General features: G+C 68.8%; 13 protein-coding genes. 4 read left to right on the plus strand and 9 right to left on the minus strand.

What is annotated here, in order from left to right; translation table 11 throughout:
* Positions 1-9: 9 nt before the first annotated feature.
* From HWX08_RS23970 to HWX08_RS23980, 3 genes are read right to left on the minus strand one after another with little or no spacing between them, the layout of a single operon-like run.
* On the minus strand, positions 10-2586 hold the full coding sequence (locus HWX08_RS23970; RefSeq protein WP_174922292.1) for a TonB-dependent siderophore receptor: 2577 nt from the start codon (positions 2584-2586) through the stop codon (positions 10-12).
* A 54-nt stretch (positions 2587-2640) separates the two neighbouring features.
* Positions 2641-3630, minus strand: a complete 990-nt coding sequence (locus HWX08_RS23975) for a FecR domain-containing protein (RefSeq protein WP_174922291.1) — start codon at positions 3628-3630, stop codon at positions 2641-2643.
* Between the two features lie 3 nt (positions 3631-3633).
* The gene (locus tag HWX08_RS23980; protein ID WP_174922290.1) at positions 3634-4143 is read right to left on the minus strand and encodes a sigma-70 family RNA polymerase sigma factor; all 510 of its coding nucleotides are present in this window, start codon (positions 4141-4143) and stop codon (positions 3634-3636) included.
* A gap of 482 nt (positions 4144-4625) precedes the next feature.
* Here HWX08_RS23980 and HWX08_RS23985 point away from each other — a divergent pair, with 482 nt between their 5' ends.
* The gene (locus HWX08_RS23985; RefSeq protein WP_069256361.1) at positions 4626-5786 is read left to right on the plus strand and encodes a porin; all 1161 of its coding nucleotides are present in this window, start codon (positions 4626-4628) and stop codon (positions 5784-5786) included.
* Between the two features lie 33 nt (positions 5787-5819).
* Here HWX08_RS23985 and HWX08_RS23990 read toward each other — a convergent pair whose 3' ends face one another.
* Entirely contained in the window at positions 5820-6104 is a 285-nt protein-coding gene (locus HWX08_RS23990; RefSeq protein ID WP_174922289.1) for a hypothetical protein, read from the minus strand.
* 77 nt (positions 6105-6181) lie between these two features.
* Between HWX08_RS23990 and HWX08_RS23995 the strand changes: the two genes are divergently transcribed.
* Positions 6182-7414: a lytic transglycosylase domain-containing protein gene (locus tag HWX08_RS23995; protein ID WP_069256360.1), complete on the plus strand. Its 1233-nt coding sequence runs from the start codon at positions 6182-6184 to the stop codon at positions 7412-7414.
* Between the two features lie 159 nt (positions 7415-7573).
* Here HWX08_RS23995 and HWX08_RS24000 read toward each other — a convergent pair whose 3' ends face one another.
* The 3 genes from HWX08_RS24000 to HWX08_RS24010 all read right to left on the minus strand — a co-directional run bounded on the left by HWX08_RS24000 (position 7574) and on the right by HWX08_RS24010 (position 9144).
* Positions 7574-7732 (minus strand): hypothetical protein, encoded by a 159-nt coding sequence (locus tag HWX08_RS24000; protein WP_174922271.1) that lies wholly within the window; start codon positions 7730-7732, stop codon positions 7574-7576.
* Positions 7733-7790: 58 nt separating this feature from the next.
* Complete coding sequence (locus HWX08_RS24005) at positions 7791-8126, minus strand: hypothetical protein (protein WP_174922288.1); 336 nt, start codon at positions 8124-8126, stop codon at positions 7791-7793.
* Between the two features lie 271 nt (positions 8127-8397).
* Positions 8398-9144: a MipA/OmpV family protein gene (locus tag HWX08_RS24010; RefSeq protein WP_069256358.1), complete on the minus strand. Its 747-nt coding sequence runs from the start codon at positions 9142-9144 to the stop codon at positions 8398-8400.
* Positions 9145-9390: 246 nt separating this feature from the next.
* Here HWX08_RS24010 and HWX08_RS24015 point away from each other — a divergent pair, with 246 nt between their 5' ends.
* Positions 9391-10116, plus strand: coding sequence for a response regulator (locus HWX08_RS24015; RefSeq protein WP_069256357.1), 726 nt, complete (start codon positions 9391-9393; stop codon positions 10114-10116).
* Positions 10117-11493, plus strand: coding sequence for an ATP-binding protein (locus HWX08_RS24020; protein WP_174922287.1), 1377 nt, complete (start codon positions 10117-10119; stop codon positions 11491-11493).
* A gap of 68 nt (positions 11494-11561) precedes the next feature.
* On the opposite strand, the gene HWX08_RS24025 is transcribed toward HWX08_RS24020, so the two are convergent.
* Positions 11562-12599 (minus strand): FecCD family ABC transporter permease, encoded by a 1038-nt coding sequence (locus HWX08_RS24025; RefSeq protein WP_069256355.1) that lies wholly within the window; start codon positions 12597-12599, stop codon positions 11562-11564.
* Positions 12596-13615 (minus strand): ABC transporter substrate-binding protein, encoded by a 1020-nt coding sequence (locus tag HWX08_RS24030; RefSeq protein WP_418219850.1) that lies wholly within the window; start codon positions 13613-13615, stop codon positions 12596-12598. The genes HWX08_RS24025 and HWX08_RS24030 overlap by 4 nt, the downstream gene beginning before the upstream one ends.
* Position 13616 lies beyond the last annotated feature (1 nt).

The raw sequence follows: 13616 nt of genomic DNA on the forward strand, positions 1-13616 counted from the left end.
ATTGCGTGGTCAGAACTGCAGCGTGGTGAGCAGCGACACCTGGCGCGCGTCGCCGATCGCGACGAAGTAGCGGTTCGCGCTCGACGGGTAGTAGGTGCGGTTGAACAGGTTCTTCACGTTGAGCTGGAACGACAGCTTCTGCTTGCCGATCCGCGTGTCGTACGTCGCGAACGCGTCGGCGAGCACGTACGACGGCAGCGTGAAGCTGTTCGCCGAATCGCCGGGCCGCGCGCCGACGTAGCGCGCCGCCGCGCCGATGCGCAGGTCGTCGCCGCCCGCCACCGTGCCGAAGTCGTAGACGGCCGCGAGCGACGCGGTGTGGCGCGCGACGTTCCACAGCCGGTTGCCCGCGTACAGCGGATCCTCGGTGGTCTTCGCGTCGATGTACGCGTAGCTCGCGATCACGTTCACGCGCTCGCCGAGCTTGCCCGATACGTCGAGTTCGACGCCGCGCGAGCGCGCCTTGCCCGACGTGCGCCAGTCGGTCAGCTTGGTTGCGTCGTTGTACTGCGACACGAGCACGTTCTTCTTGTCGATGTTGAAGAGCGCAAGCGTGCCCGTCATCCCGCCCGGCAGGTCGAGCTTGCCGCCCACCTCCCATGCGGTCGCTTCCTCGGGCGGCGTCGCGCCGTCGATGATGTAGCCCGTCATCGGCGCGATCGACGACGACGGCTTCAGCGACTGCGAATAGCTGCCGTACAGCGAGAACGTGTCGGTCCACTTGTACACGACGCCCGCGCGCGGCAGCCACTTCGAGCCGCTGAGATCGGTGTTCGCGACGAACGGCCGGCCGCGCCCCGCGACCTGGTTGTACGTGATGTAGCGCAGCCCGCCCGACACGATCCACTTGTCGGTCAGGTGGATCGTGTCCTGCACGAACGCCGACGCGTCGTGCAGCGTGTCGGTCTGGTCGCTGTCGCTCGCGGACACCGTGCTCGACGGCGGCAGCAGGCCGTATACCGGATCGACATAGCTGAACGGCGTCTTCACCGCCTGACGCAGCATGTCCTTGCGGTAGATGCGACGGTATTCGGTGTCGAAGCCGACCTGCACGTCGTGCCGCATCCCGGCGAGCGTCAGCTTGCCGTTCACGTAGCCGATCCCGTAGCTGTCGGTGCTGAGCGACCCGTGCGTCGCATCGTTGCTGCGCGTCATCGTGCCCTTCACCGGATCGACGCCCGTCGTGCGCAACTGGTTCGCGTCGTAGGTCTCGCGATTGTAGCTGTAGCCGAAATGCGCGCTCCAGTCCGCGTTGAACTGGTGATCGACGCTCAGTTGCGCGAGGTGCGATTCGCCGTCCATGTTGTTGAACGGCTCGTCGATGCGCCGCCGCGCGGGAATGTCGAGCGGCGCGTTGGTGCGCGGGTCGAGCGCGGTGCCGCGATCGAACGGCGTATGGAATTTCCGGTACTGGTAGGACGCGACGACCTGCGTATCGCGGCCGTACCACGCGAGCGACGGCGCGACGAAGGTCTGCCGGTATTCGCCGAAGTTGCGCCAGTACTGCTCGTTCGACTGGTCGACGATCAGCCGGTACGCGAGCCGCGAATCGCCGATCGGCCCCGTCGAATCGAAGGTCGCGCTGCCGCCGTTCTTGCCATGCCCGAACGTCGACGCGCCGAGCGAGATCGCGTTGTAGCGTGCGAGCTGCGGCTGCTTGCTGACGACGTTGACGACGCCGCCCGGGTCCATCAACCCGTACAGCAGCGACGTCGGCCCCTTCAGCACCTCGACGCTGTCGGTCGCCGCGTTGAACGCGCGGCCCTGCACGAGCGGCATCCCGTTCTGCATGATCGAGCCGTCGCGGTTGCTGCCGAAGCCGCGTTTCATGATCGTGTCCTGCGTGCCCGCGAGCGTGTTGCCCTGCGTGATGCCGCTCACGTTGCCGAGCGCGTCGTCGAGATTGCGCGGACGCTGGTCGCGCAGCACCTGCGCGGGCACGATGTTGACGGCCTGCGCGGTGTCGAGCAGCGGGATGTCGGAACGCAGCACGCCCGCGTCCTTCGGCGCGCGATAGCTTTCGGCCCGCAATGCGCGGGTGCGCACATCGATCGCGGGCAACTCGGCGCCCGTCGCTATGCCGGCCGCCACGGGCGGCGCAACCGGACCGCTTGCGCGCTTGAGCGTGTAACCGCCGCCCGCCTGGCGCAACGCGACGAGCCCCGTGCCTGCCAGCAAGCGCTCGAGTGCGCCATCGACATCGAAGCGGCCCTGCACGCCGCCGCTCGTCAGGCCGGCCGTCAGCTCGGCCGGAAACGCGAGCAGGATTCCCGCGTCGCGGCCGAACCGGTTCAGCGCCGCTTCGAGCGGCCCGGCCGGAATGTCGAACGCGCGGCGCGACTCGCGCTGCGCGGACGGTGCGGCATCGGCGTCGGTGTCGGCCAACGCGGGCAGCGGCAGCAGCGCCGACACCAGGACGGCGCCGGCCAGCCGGCGCGCGAGGCGGCCCGGCGCGGCGGGTGCGGCCGGGCGCGATGCGCGCGGCACATGTCGGGCAGGCGCCGGACGGCGCCGATACGTGAGACGGATGGAAACCATGATCGGGATGTCGGTGGACGATGGGCCGGAGCTGCTTTCACTACCCATGTCACGCGAACGTCGGAAAACAGCTCAGGTCGGCGGAAATATTTTTCGGCGCGCTCATGACCGTGCCGGCACGACCGTCGCCCAGTAACGCGTCAGGTAACGAACGTCGATCGGCAACGTCGCCTTCAGCGTGTCGAGCACGCGCTGCGGATCGTCGAGCGGATAGGTGCCCGACACGCGCAGGTCGGCCACGGCCGGATCGCAGCGCAGGCTGCCGCGGCGATAGCGGTCGAGTTCGGCGACGAGATCGGCCAGCCGCATGCGCGACGCGACGAGCATGCCGCCCGTCCACGCGGACGCAAACGCGTCGAGCGCGGCCGGCGCGCCGATCGCGTCGCGCGTGAAATCCGCGCCCGCTCCGGCTGCAATCACGCGCGCGTCGGCCGCCGCCGCGGCGCCGGGCTGCACGCGCACGGCGCCTTCGAACACCTCGACACGCGTGTCGCCGTCGCGCTGCCGTACCGCGAAGCGCGTGCCGAGCGGCCGCAGTTCTCCCTGTGCGGTCGTGATGACGAGCGCTCGCGCGGGCACGCGATCGTCGTGGCCGCTGGTGACCATGATCGTGCCGCGCAGCAGGTGCAGGTGGCGCGCCGCGTCGTTAAAGCGCACGTCGAGCGCCGTGTCGGTATCGAGGACGACGACCGTGCGATCCGCAAGTGTCACCGTGCGCCGCTCGCCGACCGCCGTGCGCAGGTCGGCCGGCCAGATCGCCGCGCGCCGCGCGGGCTCGGCCATCCACGCGGCGCCGCCCGCGAACAGCAGCACGGCCAGCGCCTTCACGGCCGCGCGGCGGCGGCCCGCACGCGGCGGCAGCAGCGCCGCCTGCGCGACCTGCGGATCGAGCCCGGCCGCGAGCGCGCCGAACCGGCGCTGCATCGTTTCGATATGGCGCCACGCCGCGTCGTGCACCGGATCCTCCGCGCGCCAGCGCGCGAGCGCGGCGTCGAACGCTGCGCCGGTTCGGCCGGCCTGCCGCTCGACCCACCATTCGACCGCGCGACGCGCAACCTGCGGCGGCACCGCCGGTGTTCCCGGGGCGGCCATCGGTCAGGCCGCCGTCGCGAAGAAGCACTGCGTGCCGGCCTTCACGAGATAGCGCTTCACCGTCGCGAGCGACACGCCGAGTTCGCGCGCGATCTCGGCCTGCGTGAGCCCGTCGAGCTGCGCGAGCAGGAACGCGCGCTTCGCCGCAGGCGGCAGCCCGTCGAGCAGCCGGTCGATCTCGAGCAGCGTCTCGATCACGACGGCCCGCTCCTCCGGCGACGGCGCAACCGCTTCGGGGCGCAGCGCGAGCGCATCGAGATACGCGCGCTCGATCTGCTCGCGCCGCCAGTGATTGCTCAGCACGCGCTGCGCGACCGTCGTCAGGAATGCGCGCGGCTCGTCGGCGCCGATGGGCTCGTCGCGCGCCAGCAGGCGCATGAACGTGTCGTGCGCGAGATCGGCCGCGCGATGCGCGCAACCGAGCTTCCGGCTCAGCCAGCCGCGCAGCCACGCGTGGTGGCCGGTGTAGAGGACGTCGATTTCTCGATGGAGAGACAGCTTGTCAGCAGACATGGCCGGGTTCCGCAGTGCGCAGGCGTCAACGATTTTGTAAATGAGAATGATTATTATATACAAAAGTAAGGTGGCGGCTGCTGTCTTGGTGGGCGGGCGACATCGCTGCGGCGGCGGAGGGTCAAGCCGCGTCCCGTCCGCCGAATGCGCGCCGCACGCGAATATCACATCCACTCCGGGCCGGCCAATTCGATTCGTTAAATAATGATTTGACGGATCGATAACAATATCGAGATTACGGCCATTCGCCCGAAAATCGCGCCGAATTATCACATCCCATGCAAAACGCGATGAAAAATCGCGAAAATGGCAACCCATTGATACGCATCGTTCAATAATTCAAATCCCTCAAAAATGAATTTCCCGGAACACGCCTGTCGGGATCAGGCCACAACGGAGAATTTCATTTTTGCCGTTTTATAGCGACTCGGTAGTCTCCTGCCATTCCGGATCACGAACACACGAATGCGCAAGGAGATGACATGAAACGCACGACCCTCTCGCTGATTTCGCTCGCGTCGTTCGCGGCGATACCCGTCGCGCATGCGCAGTCCAGCGTCACGCTGTACGGCGTGATCGACACGTCGATCACCTACGTGAACCACGCGCAGGGCAAGGACAACGCATGGATGCTCGGCAACAGCAGCGCGGGCAACCTCGCCGGCAGCCGCTGGGGCGTGAAAGGCACCGAGGATCTCGGCGGCGGGCTGAAGGCGCTGTTCCAGCTGGAGAACGGCTTCGACCCGAGCAACGGCCGGCTCGGCCAGGGCAACCGCATGTTCGGCCGGCAGGCATTCGTCGGCCTGACGAGCGACCGCTACGGCACGCTCACGTTCGGCCGCCAGTACGACCCGCTCGTCGATCTCGTGCAGGGCATCACCGCCGACAACTATCTGGGCAGCGCGTTCGCGACGCCAGGCGACGTCGACAACTACGACAACAGCTTTCGCGTCGACAACGCGGTGAAGTACACGTCGGCCGTCTATGCGGGCCTGCAGTTCTCCGCGATGTATTCGTTCGGCGGCATCGCCGGCAGCACCGGCGCCGCGAATTCGTATTCGGCCGCCGTGTCGTACAACCGCGGGCCGTTCAGCGTCGCGGGCGGCTACTTCCACACGACCAACGGCCCCGCGTCGAACACGCTGCGCAGCGGCTGGACGAGTTCGTCGGACGGCACGTTCGACGGCCCGATCAACAACGGCTATGCAAGCGCGCACTCGATCGGCATCGCGCGCATCGCGGGCCAGTACGTCGCCGGCCCGTTCACGTTCGGCGTCGGCTACAGCAACGCGCAGTACCGCCGCGATGGAAGCTCGGTGTTCGGCTCGAACGAGCACTACAACACGGGCCAAGGCTTCGTGAACTACCAGGCGACGAACGCGCTGCTCGTCGGCGTCGGCTACAGCTACACGCGCTCGGGCGGCGACACGTCGGCGACCTATCACCAGGTCTCGGCCGGCGCGGACTACACCCTGTCGAAGCGCACCGACGTCTATCTGACCGCCGCGTACCAGCACGCGAGCGGCCAGACCGGCGACGGCAACGGCGGCTCGATGGCCGCGCAGGCATCGATCGGGTCGTACGGTTATGCGGGCACGAGCTCGCAGACGATGGTCAACCTCGGCCTGCGTCACCGCTTCTGATGCAGGGTGGCCGGCTGCGCACCGCGCGGCTGGTCAACTCGGCATTGCGTATGCGGCGGCTTCGGCCGCCGATTTTTTTGTTGCCTTCTTTCGCCCCGCCCTCGGCCGCCGGCCGATTTTCCCTTTCGCCCGGTTCTCCGCCGGTTTCAACGCGCAACTGACGTAATACGTCAGCTTGCGGTCGCCGCCATTGCATTGGAATTCGCCACAATGCCGGCCATTCTTACCGATCCCGCATCGCCTCGGGCGGCGATCCGGCACGACAGGAATGCCGGCGCACGCACGGGCAAATGCAAAGGAAAGTTTGACGCGAGCCATTTGACGGTTCGCTATGGCACACTTCGCGTCTGCGTAATTTCCTTGCACCGGGCGCCCGGATTCCGCCCCATCCTGCCATGCCGCGTCAGACAACCCGTTCGATCCACCGAGCCACGCTGAAAATCGCGTCGGCGATTGCGCTGTCGTGCACGCTCGCGGGCGTCGCGCGGGCCGATTGCCTGGACGACGCGGCCGCGTTCCAGCACGTGAGCGTCAGCCTGATGCGCGGCATCGCGCAGGTCGAATCGGGGATGAATCCGAACGCGATCAACACGAATACCAACGGCACGGTCGACATCGGGCTGATGCAGATCAACAGCACGTGGCTGCCGACGCTCGCGCGCGAAGGCATCACGCGGGAGAGCCTGTTCGACGCGTGCACGAACGCATACGTCGGCGCGTGGATCCTGTCGCAGAACATCCGCCAGCTCGGCCCCAACTGGAACGCGATCGGCGCGTACAACTCCGCGTCGCCCGACAAGCGCCTCGCGTATGCGCGCAAGGTCTATGATGCAATCCGGACCATGCCGGATTCGCCGGATACTCCCATGCCCATCCTTCCACCGTCCTTCACGCCGCCGCAACAGGCGCAGACGTACAACCCGTTCGCGAGCCTGAGCGTGTCGGCGCCGCCCGTCACGCGCGCACGCACGATCTCGCCGGCGTCCCCGCCTCCGCCGCCGCAGGGCGGCCCCGCCGGCCCGGCCGGCTCGTACAACTTCGGATGGACGGTCACGGGTGCCGACCAGGCGAAGCCGACCCAGGTCTTCGACGACGGCGCGCGGGTGTACGTACAGTTCAGCGACATGAAGCACGTGCCGGCGATCTTCACCGAGACGTCGTCCGGCCGCGTGCTGATGTCGTGGGAGCTGCAGTTTCCGTATGCCGTCCTGACGCGTCCCGCGCAAACGTTGATCTTCCAGCTCGGGCCGTTCGAGGCGCGCGCGCAGCGGGGGACGGCGGGGATGACCGCTCAGGGCGGGGCTGGAACGGGAACGCAGCGTGCGGGTGCGCCCGCGCCGACGGCTGCCACGGCGGCCGCCGCGAAACAACCGGCCGCGAATGCACCGGCCAAGCGCACGGCGTCGGCCGACGCACTCTGGTATCTGAACACGCCGTCGACGTCTGGATCGGCATCGACCGCGAGCACGGCGACTCCCCCGCCCGTGTCGAGTCCGTCGAACCAGCCGGCTACGTGGCCCACCGCGGTCACGTCGAACACGCCGCCGCCCGCGACGCCCCAGGCGCCGGCCGCGGCCACGCCGGCTACGCGCGTCAGCACCGACGCGCTCTGGTATATCTCGAAGTAGCGCACGGGCAGGCCTTCTCGCGGAAGCCGAAGCCGTCGAAATGGAAGCTGACCCACAGCGTGGGTTCGCGTGCGGGACACATCTGTTCAACCTGCGCGTTGACGCGGTCCGTCTCCACCGAGACGGCGTCCTTTTTCAGATCGATTTCGGCCATCGCGCTTACTTCCCCTGCGTCGGCTCGAGTTCGGGCGCGTTCATGTCGTCGACCCACTGCAGCTCGGCGGTGCCGTTCTTGCATGGAACGTCGTGCTGCGCCCGCGCCGCGCTCACGAACACACGGGCTTGCGACGGCGTGGCCCACGCCGCGCACGTCCCCATTTTCCCGCCTGCACGAACGCCATCGCCCCCGACCGATCGTCGCCGGCGGCCGAATCCGTTACCCGCGCCGCACCCAGATCACTTTGCCGTCGCGAATGCCGAGATTGCGACGTTCCTCCCGGTAATCCATCGTGCCCGGCAACGACTTGCCGTCGCGCTCGAGCACGCGCCACAGGCAACCGTCGAGCAGCGCGCCCGCGTCGGCCTCGGCCTTGCCGACCAGCGCGTCGTCCGGCGCGGCGTCCGCCTTGCACGCCTGCGCGGCGCCCGGCTGCGCGGGAATCGTCGCAGCTCCACCCGCGGTGGCATTGGGGTGCTTCGTATCCATGTCGGCACATCCTGCAAAGGTTGCGCTCGCAACGACTGCAACGAGCATCGCGATCGTGTTCTTCATCGGTTTCTCCCTGTCGCGACCCGGCGGTGCATGTGCGGCATTCGTGCACGACCGGGCATCGCATGCATGATCGGTTCCGCATGCTGTCGACCGCTTCCTGACAAAGCCGGCCAGCGCATGGCGGTCTTTCGCGACCCGGCCGACCCGCGTCGGCGCACCGGCATCGCAGGGCCGGCCTGACGCCGAACCCGAGCGCATGTTACCGCACCGATTCGCGTCGACGGCGCGACGCCGACGCAGCGCGTGCGCCCTGCACGCGCCGGCGATCCATTCAGAACTTGTACGTCACGCCCGCGATGCCGTAGTAGTTGCTGCGTGTCTGGACGATCGGGCTGTCACCATAGCGCCCCAGCAGCCGCGTCATGCCGCCGGTCGCGTGCGCCGACCAGTGCTGCGACAGATCCCAGTTCCATGCGAGCGACAGCGTCGCGCTGTCGACTCCGCCGCTCGTCGAATACGGCCGGAACCCGCTCGTCGCCGACTGCGCATCGGTCACGCCGTAGAACGTCTGCATGTAGCGGCCCGTGCCGGCGTGCACGCTGCCCGTCACGACGATCGTGTGCCGCGCGGCCTTGAATATCGGCACCGCGAGGTCGACATGCCCGGACAGGCCGCGCGACGTATGCGTGACCGGCGTGTCGACCGTGACGGTCAGTTCGCCGCCGTCCAGCAACGCCACGCCCGCACGCAAGCCGACGAGCACCGAGCCCGGAATCCGGCCCATCCCCTTCAGGTGGTCGGAGCCCGGCAGGTCGAAGCGGTTCTCGTCCGCGCGGCCCGCGTCGTAGCTCACCGCCGCCGACACGAACGCACCGTGCGGCAGGTCCAGCCGGTAGCCGGCGCCCTGCGTGCCGTCAATGAAGAAGCCATTGCCGAACGTGGCGGAAAACGACGGCGCAACGACGCCGCGATACTGGTTGCTGCCCTGGTAGCGCGGGGCGAACCCGCCGCCGAGCGACAGCGAATACTGGTTTTCCGCATGGGCGGCGGCGGCGAGGGTCAGGCCGGCGAGCGGCATGCAATAGCGGTAGCGGCGGAGTATCGGGCGCACAATATCGAGATAAGAGTGACGGAGCCCGCAGTCTAGGTGCCGCTCTCCGCGGAGACTGTCCTGAATCTACGGAGAATCTGTGCGCAATTGTGTTCGATTGTTCGAGATTGTCGTACCGCGCCCCCGGCCCACGGTGCGCCGGATAGAATTCGCGTGCCGCGCCGCACACCGGCTCGCCCGTGCGCGAGATCGCGCGTGCATCCTGAGGAGACCATGAACGAAGATCCGCTCAAATACCGCGTCCTGCTGATCGAGGACGACGACCGCCTGGCGCAGCTCGTCCGCGAATACCTCGACGGCTATGAATTCGCGGTGACGGTCGTGCGGCGCGGCGACCTCGCCGTCGCGGCGGTGCGCGAGCACCAGCCGGCCCTCGTGATACTCGACCTGATGCTGCCGAATCTCGACGGGATGGAAGTCTGCCGGCGCATCCGCGCGTTCACCAACGTCCCGGTGCTGATCCTGACCGCGCGCGCAGACGTGTACGACCAGGTCGCGGGCCTCGAGACGGGCGCCGACGACTACGTGACGAAGCCGATCGAGCCGCGCGTGCTGGTCGCCCGCGCCCGCGCGCTGCTGCGCCGTGCGCAGCCGGCCGCCGCGGAAGCGCGCGCAGCCGCGCCCGATGCGCTCGTGTTCGGCGAGCTGACGATCTCGCCGCCCAACCGCACCGTCACGTGGCGCGGCGAGCCGGTCGACCTGAAGACCGCCGAATTCAACCTGCTGCTGATCCTCGCGCGCGCGGCCGGCACCGTGCTGAGCCGCGACGACATCCTGAAGCAGTTGCGCGGGATCGAGTTCGACGGGCTCGACCGCTCGGTCGATTCCGGCATCTCGAAGCTGCGCCGCCGCTTCGAGGATGCGTCGTCGGAGCCGCACAAGATCAAGACGATCTGGGGTCGCGGCTACCTGTTCAGCCCTTCCGCGTGGGACGAATAAATGCTGCGCCCGTTGATCAGGCTGTACCTCGTCGTGATCCTGTTCGTTGCCGCGTCGATCGTGTTCATCCAGCTGTCGTTCGACCGGATCTTCTACGACCGCAGCGCGCAGGCGGAACGCGATTCGTTGACCACCTACGCATTCGTGCTCAACGACTACCTCGAACGTCATCCGGGCGAACAGCGCAAGCTCGCGCTGCGCGAACTCGCGAAACACGGCAACGAAAGGTTCGACTTCATGTCGATGGCCGCTGCCCGCGCGCAGTTGAGCGGCGGGCCGTTGCGCGATCTCGACGCCGGCCTGATCGCGATCAGCTACGACGGCAAGGATTACTACATGCCGATCGCGGATGGTTCGGTGCTGCACGCGCGGCCGATCGAAGCCTTCAGCCTCGACATCAAGATCTATGCGTACATGCTGCTCGCGCTCAGCACGCTGCTCGCGGTGGTGCTGTGGGTGCACTATCACTGGCGCGACCTGCGCAGGCTGCAGGAAGCCGCACGCGCATTCGGCGCCGGCACGCTGTCGACCCGCGTGAAGCTGTCCGGCAAGTCGAACATCTACGAGCTGTCGCAGCAGTTCAACGACATGGCCGCGCGCATCGAGGCGTCGATCAAGCAGCAGCGCGAAATGATGCACGGCATCTCGCATGAACTGAAAACGCCGCTCGCGCGACTCGAATTCGGGCTCGCGCTGCTGGCCGAACCCGACGAGACGGGGCGCATGCGCGAGCGCCGCGACGCGCTGCGGCGCGACGTGCGCGAACTCGACGAACTCGTCACCGAGCTGCTGACGATCGGCCGGCTCGAACAGGGGGCGAGCGAACTCGCACCGATGGACGTCGACGTCGACGCGCTGATCGACAGCGTCGCCGGCAACGTCACAAACGACATCGTCGATCGCGGCATCACGCTCGACGTGTCGGCACACGGCGCACCGTCCACCCACGTATGCGACCCGAAGCTGGTTGCCCGCGCGTTGCTGAACCTGATCCGCAACGGCGCGCGCTACGCGTCGCGCAAGGTCTTGCTCGCCGCCGCGAGCGACCCGTCCGGCGCACTCGTGCTGAGCGTCGACGACGACGGCCCCGGCATCCCGGCCGCCGAACGCGCCCGCGTGTTCGAACCGTTCCAGCGGCTCGACTCCAGCCGCGACCGGCAGACTGGCGGCTTCGGGCTCGGACTCGCGATCGTGCGGCGTGTCGCGCTGGTGCACGGCGGCGACGTGCGGCTCGAGGATTCGCCGCTCGGCGGCGCACGCTTCGTGATCACGCTGCCTGTGCGAACGCTGCCGGACAATCTGTTCGACCTGCCGGAAGCCGCCGCGCATGCCGGCACGTTCGGCGGCAGCACCGGCATGGCCGTCCCGCGGCAATAACGCGCGCGGCCGGCGCACCGGCCGCCCTCCCCCGTGCGCCGGCCCGCCGGCGCGTGCATCGCGGCCGCTCAGCGACGGCGCAGCAGCGCGACGAAGAACAGGCTGCCGAACATCGCGGTCACGATCCCGATCGGCAGATCTTCCGGCGCCGCGAGCGTGCGGGCGGCCACGTCCGCCCACACGAGCAGGATCGCGCCCGTCAGCGCGGCCACCGGCAGCAGCCGGCCGTGCTCGGCGCCCACCGCGCGACGGCACAGATGCGGCGTGACGAGCCCGACGAAGCCGATCGCGCCGCTGACCGCGACCATCGCGCCCGTCGCGAACGACGCGACGACGAACACCTCGCGCCGCATCCGCGCGCTCGGCACGCCGAGCGACGCCGCGGCGACGTCGCCCGACATCAGCGCATTCAGTTCGCGACGGCGCGCGTACAACGCGCTGCCGGCAAGCACCGCGCACACGGCCGGCACCGGCAGCAGATCCCAGCGCGCGAGCCCGACGCCGCCGAGCATCCAGAACAGCACCGACGACGCGGCGCGCTGATCGCCGAGATACAGCAGCAGGTTGCCGAACGCGGCCATCATGAACGACACCGAAACGCCCGCGAGCAGCAGCCGGTCCGATTCGAGCCGGCCGCGCCGGTAAGCGAGCGCGACGACGCACGCGGTCGCCGCGAGCGCGCCCGCGAACGCCGCGGCCGACAGCGTGAACGGGCCAAAGGCCGCGCCGGCCATCACGGTAACCGCGACGGCGCCGAGCATCGCGCCCGCGCTCACACCGAGCAGGTGCGGATCGGCCAGGCGGTTCGCGGTCGCTGCCTGCAGCGCGACGCCGACCGCGGCCAGCGTCGCGCCGACGATCGCCGCGAGCAGCGCGCGCGGCATCCGGATCAGCCAGACGATGCTGTCGTCGCCCGCCGCCACGATCGCGTCGGCACCGCCGAACGCCGACGCGACGTGCGCGGCGACGATCCGCACCGCGGCCGGCATCGCGATCGGCGCCGGGCCGAATGCGGCCGACGCGACGATCGACACGACCAGCAGCAGCGCGAGCGCCGGCAGCACCACGCGCATGCCGGGCCGCGAGACCCGCACGGGCGCGCTCATCGCGCCGGCCCGGCGAACGCGGCCGGATACAGCGCGCGCGCGAGCGTTTCGACGGCCGCGACGTTTTCCGGGCCCGGCGTCGCCGCATCGTACGGAATCACGACGAAGCGCCGGTCGCGGATCGCGGCCACGCGCGCGAGCGCCGGTTGGCTCAGCAGGAACTGCCGCTTCTGCGCGGCCGTCACCGCCGAATAGTCGACGATCACGATCACCTGCGGATCGCGCGCGACCACGCTTTCCCAGCTCACCTGCGTCCAGCTGCGCGGCAGGTCGTCCATCACGTTGCGCGCGCCGGCCGCCGCCAGCAGCGCGCTCGGCATCGCGAGCCCGCCGGCCGTCATCGGCTTGTCGGTGCCGCTGTCGTACACGAACACGCGCAGCGGTGCCGGATGCCCGATCGCGCGCGATACGGCCGCGAGCCGCGCGCGCATCGCGGCGACGACCTGCGCGGCGCGCGCGTCGACACCGAAGATCCGGCCGAGATTGGTCAGGTCGCGAAACACGTCGTCGAACGACGCGGCCGACTGTTTCATCACGTGCGAACACGATTCGGTCAGCTCGTAGGTACGGATGCCGAACGGCGCAAGCGTCGCGGGCGTCACCGCGCCGCCGACATGCATCCCGTAGTTCCAGCCCGCGAGATAGAAGTCGGCGCGCGCGGCCGCCAGCACCTCGAGCGACGGATACTGGCTCGCCAGTTCGGGCACGCCGCGCAATGCGTCGCGCACGCGCGCGGTGCCCGTCTTCCAGCCGCCGATGCCCGTATAGCCGACGAGCCGGTCCTTCAGGCCGAGCACGAGCATCATCTCGGTCAGGTTCACGTCGTTGCTCACCGCACGCGTCGGCGCGCGCTCGAACGTCACGTCGCGATCGCAACTGCGCACGGTGACGGGATAGGCGCCCGCGTGAACCGCCGTCAAGCCGAGCACGATCGCGGCAACGAGCCGACACAGGGTGGTCGAAAAAGCGGACGACAAAGCGGACGGCAACACGGTGGACGAAAAAGCAAGCGGCATG

The sequence above is a fragment of the Burkholderia metallica genome (assembly GCF_902832845.1).
Lineage (GTDB): Bacteria > Pseudomonadota > Gammaproteobacteria > Burkholderiales > Burkholderiaceae > Burkholderia > Burkholderia metallica.

Excerpts from the sequence above, each read along its gene's own strand:
- HWX08_RS23970 (WP_174922292.1), bottom strand. The coding sequence starts at position 2,586 with ATGGGTAGTGAAAGCAGCTCCGGCCCATCGTCCACCGACATCCCGATC.
- HWX08_RS23975 (WP_174922291.1), bottom strand. The coding sequence starts at position 3,630 with ATGGCCGCCCCGGGAACACCGGCGGTGCCGCCGCAGGTTGCGCGTCGC.
- HWX08_RS23980 (WP_174922290.1), bottom strand. The coding sequence starts at position 4,143 with ATGTCTGCTGACAAGCTGTCTCTCCATCGAGAAATCGACGTCCTCTAC.
- HWX08_RS23985 (WP_069256361.1), top strand. The coding sequence starts at position 4,626 with ATGAAACGCACGACCCTCTCGCTGATTTCGCTCGCGTCGTTCGCGGCG.
- HWX08_RS23990 (WP_174922289.1), bottom strand. The coding sequence starts at position 6,104 with ATGGCTCGCGTCAAACTTTCCTTTGCATTTGCCCGTGCGTGCGCCGGC.
- HWX08_RS23995 (WP_069256360.1), top strand. The coding sequence starts at position 6,182 with ATGCCGCGTCAGACAACCCGTTCGATCCACCGAGCCACGCTGAAAATC.
- HWX08_RS24000 (WP_174922271.1), bottom strand. The coding sequence starts at position 7,732 with ATGGGGACGTGCGCGGCGTGGGCCACGCCGTCGCAAGCCCGTGTGTTC.
- HWX08_RS24005 (WP_174922288.1), bottom strand. The coding sequence starts at position 8,126 with ATGAAGAACACGATCGCGATGCTCGTTGCAGTCGTTGCGAGCGCAACC.
- HWX08_RS24010 (WP_069256358.1), bottom strand. The coding sequence starts at position 9,144 with ATGCCGCTCGCCGGCCTGACCCTCGCCGCCGCCGCCCATGCGGAAAAC.
- HWX08_RS24015 (WP_069256357.1), top strand. The coding sequence starts at position 9,391 with ATGAACGAAGATCCGCTCAAATACCGCGTCCTGCTGATCGAGGACGAC.
- HWX08_RS24020 (WP_174922287.1), top strand. The coding sequence starts at position 10,117 with ATGCTGCGCCCGTTGATCAGGCTGTACCTCGTCGTGATCCTGTTCGTT.
- HWX08_RS24025 (WP_069256355.1), bottom strand. The coding sequence starts at position 12,599 with ATGAGCGCGCCCGTGCGGGTCTCGCGGCCCGGCATGCGCGTGGTGCTG.
- HWX08_RS24030 (WP_418219850.1), bottom strand. The coding sequence starts at position 13,615 with ATGCCGCTTGCTTTTTCGTCCACCGTGTTGCCGTCCGCTTTGTCGTCC.